This is a genomic window from Staphylococcus sp. SA22 (assembly GCF_054165785.1).
Genome location: NZ_JBSZQY010000001.1, coordinates 110,826 through 130,085 on the forward strand (window position 1 = coordinate 110,826; position 19,260 = coordinate 130,085).

Below are 19,260 nucleotides of genomic sequence, written 5' to 3' on the forward strand. Positions count from 1 at the left end.
ATAAATCTTCAAGCACAGACTTAGCGCATCAATCACTGAACTGTTATAATAGTTTGGGATTAAAGGAGGCCGAAACAATGCAAAAAGTTGAAAGTATCATAATTGGTGGAGGGCCATGCGGATTAAGTGCGGCTATTGAACAAAAAAGAAAAGGTATTGATACCTTAATTATTGAAAAGGGTAATGTCGTAGAATCAATCTACAATTATCCTACTCACCAAACATTTTTCTCATCAAGTGATAAATTAAGTATTGGGGACGTACCGTTTATCGTTGAAGAAAGTAAACCAAGACGTAATCAAGCGCTAGTTTATTACCGAGAAGTTGTAAAACATCATCAATTAAAAGTAAATGCATTTGAAGAAGTATTAACTGTTAAAAAAATGAATAATAAATTTACTATTACTACGACGAAAGATGTTTATGAATGTCGATTTTTAACAATCGCGACAGGCTATTATGGTCAGCATAATACATTAGAAGTTGAAGGTGCGGATTTACCTAAAGTGTTCCATTATTTTAAAGAAGCACATCCGTATTTTGATCAAGATGTTGTTATTATTGGTGGTAAGAATTCGGCTATCGATGCTGCTTTGGAGTTGGAAAAAGCTGGTGCTAACGTGACGGTTCTATATCGTGGTGGAGATTATTCGCCTTCAATTAAACCGTGGATACTTCCAAATTTCACAGCATTAGTAAATCATGAAAAAATTGACATGGAATTTAATGCTAATGTTACCCAAATAACTGAAGATACTGTGACTTATGAAGTAAATGGTGAAAGTAAAACAATACACAATGATTATGTATTTGCGATGATTGGTTATCATCCCGATTATGAATTTTTAAAATCTGTAGGCATTCAAATTAATACAAATGAATTTGGAACAGCGCCTATGTATAATAAAGAAACATACGAAACAAATATCGAAAATTGCTACATTGCAGGTGTGATTGCTGCAGGGAACGATGCGAATACCATTTTTATTGAAAATGGTAAGTTCCACGGTGGCATTATTGCTCAAAGCATGCTAGCTAAGAAACAAACGCCCTTAGAATCATAAAAATAAAGGTCTACGTACTAAATAACTTAGTTTTACAACGACTGACATTCATGATATGTCAAATGAGGTTGATGACTAATTATTGTACATAGACCTTTTTATGTTACGTAATCATTATAATTCAAAATATGATTTGATTTCAGCTTTGTCTAAATTATTGCTTAACGCGACTAATAATTTTAATCTTGCTTTTGGACCATTCAAACCGTTAGAAAAAATAAAACCTTGTTGTGCGAGTTGGTAACCACCACCATCGTATGCGTAAGTTGGACTCACAATACCATTAAAGGAACGTGAAACTAGCACAATAGGTATATTTAAATATACTAATTGTTGAATGCCTTCTAATGCGCTTGGAGGTATGTTGCCTTGTCCTAACGCTTCAATAACCATACCATCGATACCTTCACGACTATAAAAACTAAAAATGTCACCTGGCATACCCATATATGCTTTTACTAATGGTACATTTAGTTTCTCATTGACATTTTCCAATGCTTGTTGGCGATATGGCATATGATGGAATTGCACACGATCCTTTGTCAATACACCTAGCGGACCATGATTTGGACTTTGAAATGTGTTTGTATTAGACGTATGTGTTTTGGTAACATTACGCGCCGTATGAATTTCATCATTAAATACAACCATGACGCCTTTATGACGGGCCTTTTCATCAGAGGCAACGCGAATAGCGGAAATATAATTATATAATCCGTCAGAACCAATTTCATTAGACGAGCGCATTGCGCCAGTAATAACAACAGGTTGCTCGATACCTAATATTAAATCAAGTAAAAAGGCAGTTTCTTCTAACGTATCGGTACCATGCGTGATAACGAAACCATCATAATATTTATTTGTTACTGCTTCTAAAATAATATCCTTTAATTGTTTAACATGTTGGATTGTCATATGAGGTGATGGTACATTAAAAGGATTTAATTCATCTATTTGTGCATATTGATTTATGACATCTTGATGCATTGAAATAGGGTTGATATCATTTGTTACTACTTTATTAGATTGGTCTTGTGACATACTAATGGTGCCACCAGTATGAATAACAAGTAGATGTTTCATATATTTCCTCCTATATTTCATTTACCTAATTATGATAAAATATTATTCATAAAACGACAAGGAAGGGAAATGACGCATGAAAGCCATTAATATTGCATTAGATGGTCCAGCTGCTGCCGGAAAAAGTACAATTGCGAAACGTGTAGCCAGCGAACTATCAATGATTTATGTCGATACAGGAGCAATGTATCGCGCATTAACATACAAATATTTAAAATTAAACAAAACTGAGGACTTTGCAAAACTAGTTGACCAAACAACATTAGATTTAACTTATAAAGCAGATAAAGGTCAATGTGTCATTTTAGATAACGAAGATGTAACAGACTTTTTGAGAAATAATGATGTGACGCAACATGTTTCATACGTTGCATCTAAAGAGCCAGTACGTTCATTCGCCGTTAAAAAACAAAAAGAGTTAGCTGCAGAAAAAGGTATCGTAATGGATGGCCGCGATATCGGAACTGTAGTGCTACCAGATGCAGATTTAAAAGTATATATGATTGCATCAGTTGAAGAGCGAGCAGTAAGAAGATATAAAGATAATCAATTAAGAGGTATCGAATCAAATTTTGAAGATTTAAAACGTGATATTGAAGCACGTGATCAATATGACATGAACCGTGAAATATCGCCATTAAGAAAAGCAGATGATGCAGTGACATTAGATACGACAGGCAAGACGATTGAAGAAGTTACTGACGAAATTTTAGCGATGGTGAATCAAATTAAATAATCTAGTAAGTCATAACTATTTATTTGTAATGGGCAACGCTTAATGCATATACAAATTGAATGTGCTGTTAATGATTTACTCAAATTAAAAGGTGATTTTTATTCAACGATGAATGAAAGTTGCCTTTTTATTTTTGGTAAAAGTTAATGCATCAGTCAATTGTGTAAGTTTTTCAAAAAGTAAACAGAAATAATAAAGATAAATTATTAGAATTCCAAAAATAATTCATTACATTCATAAAGCATTTTACAAATGGTAAGAAAATGAGTGTTACAAATCTAAGAATTGCAAAAGAAGCTGATTTAGTCACAAAAAAAGTCCTATGTAATAATTCGAGAAAGATGCACTATATACGGTTTTCTTACTATTCAATTGTAAAAGTTGCTTATTTGCGTGGCTTTTTGTTTTATAAAAGTATAAAATTTTACTATAATATATCTTGTAGAGAACAATGAAATGACAGACTTATAAAACAAAATAGTGAGCTATGCTAATTTTTATACAAAAATATGTATAAACATAGCGGACTTTATTACTTGTTTGAATATATGGTTGTAATAAATATATGTCCAAATAATACACAGAATGAGATTAAGTGACATATTTATGGATACAACTAATTTACTAAATGTAATAAAGGTTGAATTTCTTGACAATTCTGTCAGTTTATAAGATGTTATAAATATGTAGTGTATAAGGAGGCAAACAAGATGACTGAAGAATTCAATGAATCAATGATTAACGATATTAAAGAAGGTGACAAAGTCACTGGCGAGGTACAACAAGTTGAAGACAAGCAAGTTGTTGTTCATATCAACGGTGGTAAATTTAATGGGATTATTCCTATTAGTCAACTATCTACGCATCATATTGATAGCCCAAGTGAAGTTGTAAAAGAGGGCGACGAAGTTGAAGCATATGTCACTAAAGTTGAGTTTGATGAAGAAAATGAAACTGGAGCTTACATCTTATCTAGAAGACAACTTGAAACTGAGAAGTCTTATAGTTATTTACAAGAAAAATTAGATAATAATGAAATCATCGAAGCGAAAGTAACAGAAGTAGTTAAAGGTGGTTTGGTTGTTGATGTAGGACAAAGAGGTTTTGTTCCGGCTTCACTAATTTCAACAGACTTCATTGAGGATTTCTCTGTGTTTGATGGACAAACAATTCGTATTAAAGTTGAAGAATTGGATCCTGAAAATAATAGAGTCATTTTAAGCCGTAAAGCAGTTGAACAAGAAGAAAACGATGCTAAAAAAGATCAATTATTACAATCTTTAAATGAAGGCGATGTTATTGATGGTAAAGTAGCGCGTTTAACTCAATTTGGTGCATTTATAGACATTGGCGGTGTCGATGGTTTAGTGCATGTATCTGAACTTTCTCACGAACATGTTCAAACACCAGAAGAAGTAGTTTCAATTGGTCAAGATGTTAAAGTTAAAATTAAATCTATTGATAGAGATACAGAACGTATTTCATTATCAATCAAAGATACGTTACCAACACCTTTCGAAAATATTAAAGGTCAATTCCGCGAAAATGATGTCATTGAAGGTGTCGTAGTAAGATTGGCAAACTTTGGTGCATTTGTTGAGATTGCACCAGGTGTACAAGGACTTGTACATATTTCTGAAATTGCACACAAACACATTGGTACGCCAGGTGAAGTGTTAGAACCTGGTCAACAAGTAAATGTTAAAATATTAGGTATTGATGAAGAGAATGAAAGAGTATCACTATCTATTAAAGCAACATTACCAAACGAAGATGTTGTTGAAAGTGATCCTTCTACGACTAAGGCGTACTTAGAAAGCGAAGAAGAAGATAATCCAACAATTGGCGATATGATTGGTGATAAACTTAAAAATCTTAAACTATAATATTTAATAGTCAACTCCACATGTTTATGATTGCATGTGGAGTATTTTTATGTAACCAAATATATTCGGAATGATAACGTGGACAAATTAAACTAAGTGTTTTATAAGATAAAGTTTTAAGTGCTGATTTTTATCATTACAGTAATAAACTCATTTTGAATACACAGTCTCATGTGATATTATTAAAAAGATATAAGAAAGAGAGGAAGTTAGCTTATGACTAAACCTATAGTAGCTATTGTAGGTAGGCCTAATGTAGGTAAATCTACAATTTTTAATAGAATAGTTGGAGAACGTGTTTCGATTGTTGAAGATACGCCAGGTGTAACACGAGATCGTATTTATTCTTCAGGTGAGTGGTTAACACATGATTTCAATATTATTGATACAGGTGGTATTGAAATTGGTGATGCACCATTCCAAACACAAATTAGAGCGCAGGCAGAAATCGCCATAGATGAAGCGGATGTTATTATTTTTATGGTTAACGTGCGTGAAGGATTGACACAAAGCGATGAAATGGTCGCTCAAATTTTATACAAATCTAAAAAACCGGTCGTATTAGCGGTTAACAAAGTAGATAATATGGAAATGCGTACAGACGTGTATGATTTCTATTCATTAGGATTTGGTGAACCGTATCCGATATCAGGGTCACATGGTTTAGGTCTTGGTGACTTGTTAGATGCAGTTGTTTCTCATTTTGGTGAAGAGGAAGAAGATCCTTATGATGAAGATACAATTCGACTATCCATTATTGGACGACCAAACGTAGGTAAATCAAGTTTAGTAAATGCTATTTTAGGTGAAGATCGCGTTATCGTTTCTAATGTTGCAGGGACAACCAGAGACGCTATTGATACAGAGTATAGTTATGATGGACAAGATTATGTTTTAATCGATACTGCTGGTATGCGTAAAAAAGGAAAAGTATATGAATCAACTGAGAAATATTCAGTATTAAGAGCTTTAAAAGCGATTGAACGTTCAAATGTTGTTTTAGTGGTTATTGATGCAGAACAAGGCATTATTGAACAAGATAAACGTGTTGCAGGTTATGCACATGAACAAGGTAAAGCAGTCGTGATTGTCGTAAATAAATGGGATACTGTGGAAAAAGATAGTAAAACGATGAAGAAATTTGAAGATGAAGTACGTAAAGAATTCCAATTTTTAGATTATGCACAAATTGCTTTTGTGTCTGCTAAAGAACGCACAAGATTACGTACATTATTCCCTTACATTAATGAAGCAAGTGAAAACCATAAAAAACGTGTTCAAAGTTCAACTTTAAATGAAGTCGTTACTGATGCAATTTCCATGAACCCTACACCAACAGACAAAGGTAGACGTTTGAATGTCTTTTATGCAACACAAGTTGCTATTGAACCACCGACATTTGTTGTATTTGTTAATGATGTAGAATTAATGCATTTTTCTTATAAACGCTATTTAGAGAATCAAATCCGTGCCGCTTTTGGTTTTGAAGGTACACCAATTCATATTATAGCTCGAAAGAGAAATTAACGATTGGGGGATAACAATGACTAAAATTACCGTTTTTGGTATGGGAAGTTTTGGGACAGCCCTTGCCAATGTTCTTGCAGAAAATGGACATGATGTTTTGATGTGGGGTAAAAATCAAGATGCTGTTGATGAATTAAATACATGTCATACAAATAAAAAGTATTTAAAATACGCAAAATTAGACGTTAACATCATCGCTACTTCAGATATGACCAAAGCAATTCAATTTGCAGATATTTACTTAATGGCTTTACCTACTAAAGCAATGCGAGAAGTTGCTACTCAAATTAATGATAAGCTGACATCTAAAAAGACTTTTATACATGTTGCTAAAGGTATTGAAAATGGGACATTTAAACGTGTGTCAGAAATGATTGAAGATTCTATTTTACCTGAATATAATGCAGGTATTGGCGTGTTGTCAGGGCCAAGTCATGCGGAAGAAGTTGTAGTCAAGCAACCAACTACAGTTGCTGCTTCATCAAAAGATAAAAATGTAAGTAAATTAACGCAAGATTTATTTATGAATGATTATTTGCGTGTGTACACGAATGATGACTTGATTGGTGTTGAACTTGGTGGTGCATTGAAAAATATCATCGCAGTAGCAAGTGGGATCGTAGCTGGAATTGGCTACGGTGATAATGCAAAAGCTGCATTAATGACTCGTGGCTTAGCGGAAATTAGCAGATTAGGTGAAAAATTAGGTGCCGATCCTATGACATTTCTAGGTTTAGGTGGTATCGGTGACTTAATCGTTACTTGCACATCAACACATTCTCGAAATTTCACATTAGGATATAAACTTGGACAAGGTGAATCAATGGATCAAGCATTATCTGAAATGAATATGGTTGTTGAAGGTATTTATACAACTAAATCCGTTTATCATTTAGCTAAAGAAAAAAATGTGGATATGCCAATTACAAATGCATTATATAGAGTATTATTTGAAAATATTTCGGTAAAAGAATGCGTAAAAGATTTAATGGAGCGCGATAAAAAATCTGAATAAAATGTGTATTATTACACATATACAGCTAATAATTACGCAAAATGAATAGAAATGGCTTAAATTCAACGTTTTTGCCACATAAATGATTGCGATTTATGTAATGCTTGTGTTAAAGTTTTACCATAATGATATAAACATATCATTATCAAACCTCAGGAGGTGAATGTCTAATGAACAAAACAGATTTAATCAATGCAGTTGCAGAGCAAGCTGATTTAACTAAAAAAGAAGCTGGTTCAGCAGTAGATGCTGTATTCGAATCAATCCAAAACTCACTTGCTAAAGGTGAAAAAGTACAATTAATTGGTTTCGGTAACTTTGAGGTACGTGAACGTGCTGCACGTAAAGGTCGTAACCCTCAAACTGGTAAAGAAATTGATATCCCAGCAAGTAAAGTTCCAGCATTCAAAGCTGGTAAAGCATTAAAAGATGCTGTAAAATAATTTTACTTAAAAAGCCCTGAATAAGGGCTTTTTATTTTGCTTTTAATACTTACAACCTGTACTTAAATTGTAATGTTCTTCTAAGTTTTTAATCTTTGGAACATTCATTGTTTAAGCGTTCAAAATATTACATGACATAATAGTTTTGATAAAAATAGCAACTACAAAATATACATATGAATAATGAGATTAATTGTTAGCGTTGAATTTACTTAAAAGGTAACCATGTCTACTATAGTATTTTACGTTATTTAAAATGATGAATAATGTAAATGAAGTAAGGGTTATTATGAGAATTACAAAAGCTACATAAATTACTGTTAGTTTAAATTGAAATTTAAAAATGATAAGTAATCTTAATGCTTCAAAAGATTTTAATTTCTTACATATAATGTTAATATGAATAGTGATAATATCGTGAGGTGTAGACATGGAAACAACTGTTAGCAAATTGGAAAGACAAATAGAAGAAAGATTAAAGGGCGTATCAGAATATGAATCCATTAATATTAATCATCGGTTAGGTAAGTTACTCGATTCATATGATATTCCAGATGTTGCCAAAGTAGCATGCCTCACAATTGACACATCAATGAGACACCTTGATGACATTACATATAATCATTTGTCTAAGCATTCCATTTTGATTGGAGATTTAATTAGTGCACATTTTTATACGCTACTAGCAGAAATCAATGATTTATCATTTCAAAATGAAATTAGTAAAGCAATTGTTGAAATTAATGAATTGAAATCTTCATTACATCATCAAGCTTTAAATGATTATGAAATTTCTCAAGCAATAGTAAAAATTGAAACACTTTTCCCATATATTACGTTATCTCATTTCGGTATCAATATTGATGAGTCGGAAATATATAATTATTTATTTGAAGATATGTCTGATTACTATCCATCATACTTCAAGAAATATAATCAAAGTGAAGTAAAGCATTACTTACACGATATCCAAAAAAGTTATTTAAAAAGTAGAGGTAATTAAGCATGGCTGACAATAAAGCAAATAAAGAGCAAGTACATCGCGTTTTTCAAAATATTTCAAAAAAATATGACAGATTAAATAATATTATTAGTTTTGAGCAGCATAAAGTATGGAGAAAACGTGTCATGAAAGACATGGGTGTTAGAAAAGGGACGAAAGCATTAGATGTTTGTTGTGGTACTGGTGATTGGACAATCGCATTAAGCAAAGCTGTAGGACCAACAGGTGAAGTTACTGGTATTGACTTTAGTGAGAATATGTTAGAAGTAGGAAAAGAAAAAACTGCTTCAATGGAAAATGTTAAACTTGTTCATGGTGATGCAATGGAATTGCCGTTTGAAGACAATTCTTTTGATTATGTAACAATTGGGTTTGGATTAAGAAATGTGCCAGACTATTTAGTCGCGTTAAAAGAAATGAATAGAGTACTTAAACCAGGTGGTATGGTGGTATGTCTTGAAACGAGCCAACCAACTTTGCCAGTCTTTAAACAAATGTATGCATTATACTTTAAATTTGTTATGCCTATTTTTGGAAAATTATTTGCAAAATCAAAAGAAGAATATGAATGGTTACAGCAATCTACGTTTAATTTTCCTGGAAAAGAAGAGTTGAAGCGCATGTTTGAAGAAGCGGGTTTCATAAATGTAAGAGTACGTAGTTTTACAGGGGGCGTTGCTGCAATGCACCTTGGCTATAAAGAAAAAGATAATACCAAAGGTGATTAACGTGGCAAAGTTAAACATGAACAATGAAATTAAGAAAGTGGAACAACGACTTGAAAAGGCAATAAAAAGTAAAGATTCTGTATTAGAACAGGCATCATTACACTTATTGTCTTCTGGTGGTAAAAGAGTACGCCCAGCATTTGTAATTCTGAGTAGCCAATTTGGCAAAGATGAACAAACGTCTGAACAAACGTATCAAGTTGCAGTCGCATTAGAGTTAATTCATATGGCAACACTTGTTCATGATGACGTTATTGATAAAAGCGACAAGCGTCGAGGCAAGTTAACCATATCAAAGAAATGGGATCAGACAACTGCTATTTTAACTGGGAATTTTTTATTGGCATTAGGACTTGAACACTTAATGGCCGTTAAAGATAATCGTGTACATCAATTAATATCTGAATCTATCGTTGATGTTTGTAGAGGGGAACTTTTCCAATTTCAAGACCAATTTAACAGTCAACAGACAATTATCAATTATTTACGACGTATCAATCGCAAAACAGCACTGTTAATTCAATTATCAACTGAAGTTGGTGCAATTACATCTCAATCTGATAAAGAGACTGTACGAAAATTGAAAATGATTGGTCATTATATAGGTATGAGCTTCCAAATCATTGATGATGTATTAGACTTCACAAGTACCGAAAAGAAATTAGGTAAGCCGGTCGGAAGTGATTTGCTTAATGGTCATATTACGTTACCGATTTTATTAGAAATGCGTAAAAACCCAGACTTCAAACTGAAAATCGAACAGTTACGTCGTGATAGTGAACGCAAAGAATTTGACGAATGTATCCAAATCATTAGAAAATCTGACAGCATCGATGAGGCTAAGTCAGTAAGTTCGAAGTATTTAAGTAAAGCTTTGGATTTGATTTCTGAGTTACCAGATGGACATCCGAAATCACTACTTTTAAGTTTGACGAAAAAAATGGGTTCAAGAAACACATAGTATTTATGAAAAGTATTGAAAGCGCTTTACCAACCTGTTAATATATAATAGTAATATACATAAACCTATTAAACACAGGGGGATACATAAAGTGGAACGTACATTTTTAATGATTAAACCAGACGCAGTACAAAGAAATCTAATTGGTGAAGTAATTTCAAGAATTGAAAGAAAAGGACTAAAACTTGTCGGTGGTAAATTAATGCAAGTACCAATAGAACTTGCTGAAACACATTATGGTGAACACCAAGGTAAACCATTTTATAATGATTTAATTTCATTTATTACATCAGCACCAGTGTTCGCAATGGTAGTTGAAGGTGAAGATGCAGTTAATGTATCAAGACATATTATTGGCAGCACCAATCCTTCAGAAGCTTCACCAGGATCAATTAGAGGTGATTTAGGTTTAACTGTTGGTAGAAATATCATTCACGGTTCAGATTCATTAGAGTCTGCTGAACGTGAAATTAATTTATGGTTTAATGAAAATGAAATTACTAGCTATGCTTCACCACGTGATGCTTGGTTATACGAATAAAATATAAGATATAAACCTTTACGATTTATTTATAAAGGTAGAAAGGGTTTTGTTATGTGGTTAGTCATTATGATTATACATAACAAGGCCCGTTTTTTATGTTGTAGTAAATTACTTGAAAAATTTTATAGTTTTTTTGGTAACACGTATTAAAAAGAGAGGAATATTCTTTATCAAATGAAACTAAACAGAGAGAAGGGGTTGTTAAAATGAAGAATATTATTTCGATTATTTTGGGGATTTTAATGTTCTTAAAATTAATGGAATTACTATATGGTGCTATATTTTTAGATAAACCACTTAATCCTATAACAAAAATTATTTTTATACTGACTCTCATTTATATTTTTTATGTATTAGTAAAAGAATTGATTATATTTTTGAAGTCAAAGTATAACAAAAGCGCTTAACATATGTATATTTTTAATATCATAATTTTTTTAAACGGACTGATTAACTTTATTAATAATTAACAGTTCGTTCTTTTGTATTAAGAAATGTAGTCAGTATATTATTTGCTAAAGTTGCGATACGATTATATTAAAACGGCTAATCATTTTTAATTAATGATTATATGATGCAACTGTTTAGAAATTCATGATACTTTTCTACAGACGAATATATTATAATTAATTTTAGTTCGTTTAATATTAAGATAATTCTGACATTTAAAATGAGATGTCATCCATTTTCTTAATTGAGCTTGAAAACAAACATTTATGAATGCACAATGAATATGATAAGATTAACAACATATTATAATGTTATCGTGGAAGTATGAAAGGAGCGAGCGTGTATGAGATACCTAACATCAGGAGAATCACATGGACCTCAGTTAACAGTTATTGTTGAAGGTGTACCTGCAAATTTAGAAGTTAAGGTTGAAGATATTAATAAAGAAATGTTTAAGCGTCAAGGCGGTTACGGACGTGGACGTCGTATGCAAATTGAAAAAGATACAGTGGAGATTGTTTCGGGTGTAAGAAATGGTTATACATTAGGTAGCCCTATTACAATGGTTGTTACTAATGATGATTTTACACATTGGCGAAAAATTATGGGTGCTGCGCCAATAAGTGACGAAGAACGAGAAAATATGAAACGTACAATTACGAAGCCAAGACCGGGACATGCAGATTTAGTTGGCGGTATGAAATATAATCATCGGGATTTACGAAATGTATTAGAACGTTCATCTGCCAGAGAAACAGCAGCACGTGTAGCTGTTGGTGCATTATGCAAAGTTTTATTAGAACAATTAGATATCGAAATATACAGTCGTGTTGTTGAAATAGGTGGCATTAAAGATAAAGATTTTTATGATTCAGAAACATTTAAAGCAAACCTTGATCGAAATGACGTCCGTGTAATTGATGATGGCATCGCACAAGCAATGCGCGATAAAATTGATGAAGCGAAAAACGATGGTGATTCAATAGGGGGCGTAGTTCAAGTTGTAGTTGAAAATATGCCTGTTGGTGTAGGTAGTTATGTACATTATGATCGTAAATTAGATGGAAGAATAGCACAGGGTGTCGTTAGTATTAATGCATTTAAAGGTGTAAGTTTTGGAGAAGGATTTAAAGCAGCTGAAAAGCCTGGTAGCGAAATTCAAGACGAAATTCTCTACAATACTGAATTGGGCTATTATCGTGGGTCAAATCACTTAGGTGGTTTAGAAGGCGGTATGTCAAATGGAATGCCAATTATCGTTAATGGTGTAATGAAACCAATTCCAACGTTATATAAACCATTAAATTCAGTAGACATTAATACCAAAGAAGACTTTAAAGCAACAATTGAACGTTCTGATAGTTGTGCTGTTCCTGCAGCAAGTATCGTCTGCGAACATGTCGTAGCATTTGAAATTGCAAAAGCATTATTGGAAGAATTCCAATCAAATCATATTGAGCAACTTAAACAACAAATTATTGAGCGCAGACAATTAAATATTGAGTTTTAACAACAAGAACAATTGAGGTGTAATCATGAAATTACAAACAACATACCCTTCAAACAATTATCCAATATATGTAGAACACGGTGCAATCAAGTATATAGGCACATATTTAAATCAATTTGACCAAAGTTTCTTGTTAATTGATGAATATGTAAATCAATATTTTGCGAATAAATTTGATGATATTTTATTATATGAAAATGTACATAAAGTCATTATTTCAGCTGGTGAAAAGACGAAAACATTTGAGCAATATCAAGAAACCTTAGAATACATTTTGTCGCATCATGTAACGCGTAATACAGCGATTATAGCTGTTGGTGGTGGTGCGACAGGAGATTTTGCAGGATTTGTAGCAGCAACACTATTAAGAGGTGTCCATTTTATACAAGTTCCGACAACGATTTTGGCGCATGATTCTAGTGTTGGCGGTAAAGTGGGTATTAACTCAAAGCAAGGTAAAAACCTTATCGGTGCATTTTATCGTCCAACTGCTGTGATTTATGATTTAGACTTTTTAAAGACGTTACCATTTGAGCAAATATTAAGTGGCTATGCAGAAGTTTATAAGCATGCGTTATTGAATGGTGAATCAGCGACGCAAGATATCGAACAGCACTTTAAAGATAGAGAGATATTACAGTCATTAAATGGTATGGATAAATATATTGCTAAAGGTATTGAAACGAAGCTGGATATTGTTGTTGCAGATGAAAAAGAACAAGGTGTACGTAAATTTTTAAATTTAGGTCATACATTTGGGCATGCTGTTGAATACTATCATAAAATACCTCATGGTCATGCCGTGATGGTTGGCATTATCTATCAATTTATAGTTGCGAATGCTTTGTTTGATTCTCAGCATGATATTAATCATTATATTCAATATTTAATACAACTCGGCTATCCTTTAGACATGATAACTGACTTGGATTTTGAAACGTTATACCAATATATGCTAAGTGATAAAAAGAATGATAAGCAAGGTGTACAAATGGTCTTGATTAGACAATTTGGAGATATCGTTGTACAACATGTTGATCAACTAACATTACAACATGCATGTGAACAATTAAAAACATATTTTAAGTAGGTGAATGAAATGGTAAATGAACAAATCATTGATATTTCAGGTCCGTTAATGGGCGAAATAGAAGTGCCAGGCGATAAATCAATGACACACCGTGCAATCATGTTGGCGTCGCTAGCTGAAGGTGTATCTACTATATATAAGCCACTACTTGGCGAAGATTGTCGTCGTACGATGGACATTTTCCGACTGTTAGGTGTAGAAATCAAAGAAGATGATGAAAAATTAGTTGTGACTTCCCCAGGATATCAATCTTTTAACACGCCACATCAAGTATTGTATACAGGTAATTCTGGTACGACAACACGATTATTGGCAGGTTTGTTAAGTGGTTTAGGTATTGAAAGTGTCTTATCTGGAGATGTTTCCATAGGTAAAAGGCCGATGGATCGTGTTTTAAGACCGTTAAAAAGTATGAATGCAAATATTGAAGGAATTGAAGACAATTACACCCCATTAATCATTAAACCATCTGTAATTAAAGGTATTAATTACAAGATGGAAGTGGCAAGTGCACAAGTGAAAAGTGCCATCTTATTCGCAAGTCTATTTTCTAAGGAAGCGACGATCATTAAAGAATTAGATGTAAGTCGAAATCATACTGAGACGATGTTCAGACATTTTAATATTCCAATTGAAGCAGAAGGGTTGTCAATTACTACAACCCCTGAAGCAATTCGATACATTAAACCTGCAGATTTTCATGTTCCTGGCGATATTTCATCTGCAGCGTTCTTTATTGTTGCAGCACTTATCACACCAGGAAGTGATGTAACAATTCATAATGTTGGAATCAATCCAACACGTTCAGGTATTATTGATATTGTTGAAAAAATGGGCGGTAATATTCAACTTTTCAATCAAACAACTGGTGCTGAACCTACTGCTTCTATTCGTATTCAATACACACCAATGCTTCAACCAATAACAATTGAAGGTGAATTAGTGCCAAAAGCAATTGATGAACTGCCTGTAATAGCATTACTTTGTACACAAGCAGTTGGCACGAGTACAATTAAAGATGCCGAGGAATTAAAAGTAAAAGAAACAAATAGAATTGATACAACGGCTGATATGTTAAACTTGTTAGGGTTTGAATTACAACCAACTAATGATGGATTGATTATTCATCCGTCAGAATTTAAAACAAATGCAACAGTGGATAGTTTAACTGATCATCGAATAGGGATGATGCTTGCAGTTGCTTCTCTACTTTCAAGCGAACCTGTCAAAATCAAACAATTTGATGCTGTAAATGTATCATTTCCAGGATTTTTACCAAAACTAAAGCTTTTAGAAAATGAGGGATAATATAAAATGGAAGATATCTATAAATTAATAGACGATATCAATCTACAAAAACTAGAAAATTTAGACTCTCGTGTTAATGAAGCAATAACTACTGACAACGATGACGCATTATTTATTCTAGGAGAGACACTTTACAATTTTGGATTAATGCCACAAGGTTTGGAAGTATTCCGCGTGTTATATCACAAATATCCAGACGAAAGTGAATTGCTGATTTATTTTATTGAAGGTTTAATGTCTGAAAATCAAACTGACGAAGCGTTAGAATATTTAAGTTATGTTGAACCATCACCTGAAAAGTTGATGTTAGAAGCAGATTTATATCAACAAATTAATATGATGGAAGTTGCTATTGATAAATTACAAGAAGCACTTGAACTAGAGCCAAATGATCCAATAATCCATTTTGCATTGGCTGAAATGTTATATTATGATGGTCAATATTTACGTGCTACCTCTGAATACGAAACTGTTTTAGAAACTGGTGAATATCAAGTTAATGGTGTGAATTTATTCTCTCGTATGGCAGATTGTAGTTTGCAAAGTGGTAACTATAGTGATGCGATTCGCTTATACGATGAAATTAATGAAGATGAAATGACTTCAGAAGATTATCTCAAAAAAGCCATTTCTTACGATAAAAATGACATCACTCAAGAAGCAATTAAAATAATGACTACATTACTTTCTAAAGATCCTGATTATATTCAAGGCTACTTGTATTTACAATCATTATATGAAAATGAAAAAAATTATCCAGATGCCATTGAAACGGGTAAAGAAGGATTACGACTAAGTCATTTTTATAAAGAGTTAATGTATACAACTGGATGTTTGGAAATAGAACACGGCGATGCTAATGAAGGTGTATTATTGTTAAAACAAGCATTAGAGGTTGATAATGCTTACCAAGAACCTTTATTGATTTTAAGCGATTTATATCGTAATGAAGAAGATTATGAAGCAATCATTGAATTATTAACATATGTAGATGAAGAAGATTTGGATCCTACATTCATGTGGCATTTAGCGTTCGCCTATGGTCAAGAAGAGCGAGATAAAGAAGCTCAACATTTCTTTGAATTAGCATATCCAACGATGAAAACAAATATTGATTTTATGAGTGATTATTATTTCTATTTAATTGAAACTGGTCAAAAGGAACAAGCAATTACTATTTTAAATCAATTGTTGGAACTAGAACCTAGTAACGAAAATTGGCATGACGAATTATCAAGATTGCAATTTTAAAATGGGGTATTTGATGTCAGAGACACTCAATCAAATTAAAGAAAGTTTTATTGAATATTTACTTTTTCAATATCGATTTAAGTCGCGTATTGCAGTTTGGGTACTTAACTATATAAAAGTGAATGAGACGAAGTTGGCAAACATTCATTTTGTAGATACAAAAATTAATCATCATGAAACATTAGAAATTGCAGAAGTGGGAAGTCACGCTTCTGCAATTCAATTTACTAAGCATAATATAAAGTTAATGAATACAAATGAAATATTTGATTATATCGCTAATCATAATTGTGCTTTTGATATTCAAATTCACTTCGCAAACGTGTCAAAGCGTGAGCAAAGGCTAGATGATTTAATAGTTGCTCAACTAACGGAATCGCCCAGCTATCAAACTTATCTTCATGATTTAAATAGTATGTCTATAGATCGGCATAAACATGCGTTATTAATAGATTACTTGCTACATAATATTGATTTAAGTTTACAGATGAATGAAAAGCAACGTTTTTATCAACTAACGCAAATTTTAAATACACTCAAGCTAGTAAATAAACATAATCAATTTGAGGACTTAGCAGATGACGATTAATACATTTTGGCAATATACACTTTATCAACGTTCTTGGTTAATGATGCTACTCATTTGTAATATATTAGGGATGATTTATGGTTATATATGGTATGGTGAACAATTAAGTCATACGCCGTGGCAGTTTAAGATTTTTGTTCCAGATAGCCCAACTGCAATATTATTCTTAGTTATTTCTATCTCATTGATATTAATCCGAAAACAAAATAGTATTATCGATGCACTGGCATTTGTAACATTATTCAAATATGGGATATGGGCAGTTATTATGAATATATTATTTATTATTGAACAAGGTGATATTACAGTAAATGGCCTGGTATTAATGTTTTCCCACAGTATAATGGCTGTTCAGGCAATTTACTTCTATCCTAGGTTTAAACGTTCTATGATTGGAATCATTGTAGCGATGACTTGGGTATTTTTGAATGATTATATTGACTATTTTTACCTTCAATTTCCATATTATGATTTTATAACTACACATGTGTGGCAAATTGGTGTATTATCATGTTGTCTGAGTGTTTTTGGACTTTTGCTTTATATTGAATTAAACAAATTATTAAAGTGTAAATGATTTGATAAAAACGGCAAATGACAGTAAAATATTTATAAAGGAGAGTGAGTTTATTGTCTTCAATTTTTACTATGATAATTTATTTCGTAATATTAATGGTGCTTCCTTTATGGGCACAACACAAAGTTAAATCTAACTATGAGAAATATTCACAAGTTAGATCAACTAGTGGTAAAACGGGTCGTGAAGTTGCATTAGAAATTTTACATGCAAACGGTATTTATGATGTCGAAGTTGTTAAAGGTGAAGGATTCTTAACAGATCATTACGATCCTAAAAAGAAAGTTGTTTCACTATCTCCTGCAAACTATGACAGACCATCAGTTGCTGGAACTGCAATTGCAGCCCACGAAGTTGGTCATGCCATTCAAGATCACCAAGGATATTGGTTCTTAAGATTCAGAGCAGCATTAGTACCTGTTGCAAACCTAGGGAGTTCATTAAGTTATATGATCATCATGTTAGGTATTATCTTAACAGCGATAGGTAGTGCATTTGGTTCAACTGCTTTATGGATTGGTGCTGGTTTAATGTCATTAGCGGTATTATTCTCAATTGTTACGTTACCAGTTGAGTTTGATGCGAGTTCAAGAGCGATGAAACAAATTACGGCATTGAACATTGTAAATGAAAAGGAATACAAACATGCGCGTAAAGTATTATCTGCAGCAGCAATGACTTATGTTGCAGCAACTGCTGTCGCTGTAGCAGAGCTTGTACGTATTATTTTGATTGCGCGTTCAAGTGATTAATCTTATAGATTAACAATTAACTTAAATTAGACACTTATTAACTAGCTAATCACATTTTGTGTGATTGCTAGTTTTTTTGTGCTTATTTTTCTAATGGTAGATTATTCACTATATTATTTTATTGTAGTGGTACGTATCATAAAGTTATAATCCCAATTTCAATTGATTTAATTTAGTTAGGAATGCATTACATTTATATAAACTGAATTATTAAACTTCTAAAATAAACAACTTGTCATCTAGTTTAGCTAGAGTCAGTAGATTGTACTAAACATGCATGAGACTTCAAATTGATATATACTATATTAGAAATGCAATATAAGGAGAACGTAGAAATGAAATCAATGGTAGAAATGCAACGTGAAGTTGATGAATATATTGGACAATTTAAAACAGGATATTTTTCACCATTAGCTAACTTAGCTAGATTGACTGAAGAAGTGGGCGAACTTGCACGTGAAATAAATCATACCTATGGTGAAAAAAAGAAGAAAGATTCAGAGGAAGCAAATACGATTAAAGCAGAATTAGGTGATAATTTATTTGTGTTGTTATGTTTAGCGAATTCAATGGGAATAGATATGACAGAGAGCTTTAATGAAACAATGGAAAAGTTTAATACAAGAGATAAAAATCGATTCGAAAGAAAGTGAATATAAAAATATATGCTTTATTTGGATTTGATTAAGATTAAAAACATAGACCAATGAATTACATCGCATGAAATCATATTATTTTTAAAG

At 32.4% G+C, this 19,260-nt stretch carries 22 protein-coding genes; 21 read left to right on the plus strand and 1 reads right to left on the minus strand.

Annotated elements, in window-relative coordinates:
• The first annotated feature begins 77 nt into the window (after positions 1-77).
• A complete protein-coding gene (gene ypdA / locus ACXQH5_RS00610) occupies positions 78-1,064 on the plus strand; it encodes a bacillithiol disulfide reductase YpdA (RefSeq protein WP_001174260.1) in 987 nt (328 codons plus the stop codon).
• A gap of 114 nt (positions 1,065-1,178) precedes the next feature.
• Here the strand turns inward: ypdA and ACXQH5_RS00615 are convergent, their stop codons facing one another.
• Positions 1,179-2,147, minus strand: a complete 969-nt coding sequence (locus ACXQH5_RS00615) for an asparaginase (protein ID WP_000681761.1) — start codon at positions 2,145-2,147, stop codon at positions 1,179-1,181.
• A 76-nt stretch (positions 2,148-2,223) separates the two neighbouring features.
• On the opposite strand from ACXQH5_RS00615, the gene cmk reads away from it, so the two are divergent.
• The 20 genes from cmk to ACXQH5_RS00715 all read left to right on the plus strand — a co-directional run bounded on the left by cmk (position 2,224) and on the right by ACXQH5_RS00715 (position 19,170).
• Complete coding sequence (gene cmk, locus ACXQH5_RS00620) at positions 2,224-2,883, plus strand: (d)CMP kinase (RefSeq protein ID WP_000644394.1); 660 nt, start codon at positions 2,224-2,226, stop codon at positions 2,881-2,883.
• A gap of 42 nt (positions 2,884-2,925) precedes the next feature.
• Complete coding sequence (locus tag ACXQH5_RS00625) at positions 2,926-3,030, plus strand: hypothetical protein (protein WP_031844926.1); 105 nt, start codon at positions 2,926-2,928, stop codon at positions 3,028-3,030.
• Between the two features lie 116 nt (positions 3,031-3,146).
• A complete protein-coding gene (locus ACXQH5_RS00630) occupies positions 3,147-3,338 on the plus strand; it encodes a hypothetical protein (RefSeq protein ID WP_031844924.1) in 192 nt (63 codons plus the stop codon).
• 255 nt (positions 3,339-3,593) lie between these two features.
• Positions 3,594-4,769: a 30S ribosomal protein S1 gene (rpsA, locus tag ACXQH5_RS00635; RefSeq protein ID WP_000133960.1), complete on the plus strand. Its 1,176-nt coding sequence runs from the start codon at positions 3,594-3,596 to the stop codon at positions 4,767-4,769.
• Positions 4,770-4,985: 216 nt separating this feature from the next.
• Complete coding sequence (gene der, locus ACXQH5_RS00640; RefSeq protein WP_000165530.1) at positions 4,986-6,296, plus strand: ribosome biogenesis GTPase Der; 1,311 nt, start codon at positions 4,986-4,988, stop codon at positions 6,294-6,296.
• 16 nt (positions 6,297-6,312) lie between these two features.
• On the plus strand, positions 6,313-7,311 hold the full coding sequence (locus tag ACXQH5_RS00645; protein WP_000161742.1) for an NAD(P)H-dependent glycerol-3-phosphate dehydrogenase: 999 nt from the start codon (positions 6,313-6,315) through the stop codon (positions 7,309-7,311).
• Positions 7,312-7,481: 170 nt separating this feature from the next.
• The gene (locus ACXQH5_RS00650; protein WP_001043863.1) at positions 7,482-7,754 is read left to right on the plus strand and encodes an HU family DNA-binding protein; all 273 of its coding nucleotides are present in this window, start codon (positions 7,482-7,484) and stop codon (positions 7,752-7,754) included.
• Between the two features lie 430 nt (positions 7,755-8,184).
• On the plus strand, positions 8,185-8,757 hold the full coding sequence (locus ACXQH5_RS00655) for a heptaprenyl diphosphate synthase component 1 (RefSeq protein ID WP_000450555.1): 573 nt from the start codon (positions 8,185-8,187) through the stop codon (positions 8,755-8,757).
• A gap of 2 nt (positions 8,758-8,759) precedes the next feature.
• Positions 8,760-9,485 carry a demethylmenaquinone methyltransferase gene (locus ACXQH5_RS00660; RefSeq protein ID WP_000774684.1) on the plus strand — a complete coding sequence of 242 codons (726 nt, stop codon included), beginning with the start codon at positions 8,760-8,762 and terminating at the stop codon, positions 9,483-9,485.
• A 1-nt stretch (position 9,486) separates the two neighbouring features.
• Complete coding sequence (locus tag ACXQH5_RS00665; RefSeq protein WP_001096478.1) at positions 9,487-10,446, plus strand: polyprenyl synthetase family protein; 960 nt, start codon at positions 9,487-9,489, stop codon at positions 10,444-10,446.
• Positions 10,447-10,537: 91 nt separating this feature from the next.
• Entirely contained in the window at positions 10,538-10,987 is a 450-nt protein-coding gene (ndk, locus tag ACXQH5_RS00670) for a nucleoside-diphosphate kinase (protein ID WP_000442477.1), read from the plus strand.
• Positions 10,988-11,196: 209 nt separating this feature from the next.
• Positions 11,197-11,397 carry a hypothetical protein gene (locus ACXQH5_RS00675; protein ID WP_000789522.1) on the plus strand — a complete coding sequence of 67 codons (201 nt, stop codon included), beginning with the start codon at positions 11,197-11,199 and terminating at the stop codon, positions 11,395-11,397.
• A 386-nt stretch (positions 11,398-11,783) separates the two neighbouring features.
• Positions 11,784-12,950: a chorismate synthase gene (gene aroC / locus ACXQH5_RS00680; protein ID WP_001269940.1), complete on the plus strand. Its 1,167-nt coding sequence runs from the start codon at positions 11,784-11,786 to the stop codon at positions 12,948-12,950.
• Positions 12,951-12,975: 25 nt separating this feature from the next.
• Positions 12,976-14,040, plus strand: coding sequence for a 3-dehydroquinate synthase (aroB, locus tag ACXQH5_RS00685; protein WP_000776330.1), 1,065 nt, complete (start codon positions 12,976-12,978; stop codon positions 14,038-14,040).
• Between the two features lie 9 nt (positions 14,041-14,049).
• Positions 14,050-15,348: a 3-phosphoshikimate 1-carboxyvinyltransferase gene (aroA, locus tag ACXQH5_RS00690; protein ID WP_000245912.1), complete on the plus strand. Its 1,299-nt coding sequence runs from the start codon at positions 14,050-14,052 to the stop codon at positions 15,346-15,348.
• Between the two features lie 6 nt (positions 15,349-15,354).
• Entirely contained in the window at positions 15,355-16,599 is a 1,245-nt protein-coding gene (locus ACXQH5_RS00695; protein ID WP_000389518.1) for a tetratricopeptide repeat protein, read from the plus strand.
• A gap of 13 nt (positions 16,600-16,612) precedes the next feature.
• Positions 16,613-17,188, plus strand: coding sequence for a YpiB family protein (locus ACXQH5_RS00700; RefSeq protein WP_000005216.1), 576 nt, complete (start codon positions 16,613-16,615; stop codon positions 17,186-17,188).
• Positions 17,178-17,765 carry a DUF1405 domain-containing protein gene (locus ACXQH5_RS00705; protein WP_000154692.1) on the plus strand — a complete coding sequence of 196 codons (588 nt, stop codon included), beginning with the start codon at positions 17,178-17,180 and terminating at the stop codon, positions 17,763-17,765. The genes ACXQH5_RS00700 and ACXQH5_RS00705 overlap by 11 nt, the downstream gene beginning before the upstream one ends.
• 71 nt (positions 17,766-17,836) lie before the next feature.
• On the plus strand, positions 17,837-18,517 hold the full coding sequence (locus ACXQH5_RS00710; RefSeq protein WP_001827022.1) for a zinc metallopeptidase: 681 nt from the start codon (positions 17,837-17,839) through the stop codon (positions 18,515-18,517).
• A 335-nt stretch (positions 18,518-18,852) separates the two neighbouring features.
• Positions 18,853-19,170, plus strand: a complete 318-nt coding sequence (locus ACXQH5_RS00715) for a nucleotide pyrophosphohydrolase (RefSeq protein WP_000839926.1) — start codon at positions 18,853-18,855, stop codon at positions 19,168-19,170.
• The last annotated feature ends 90 nt before the right edge of the window (positions 19,171-19,260 follow it).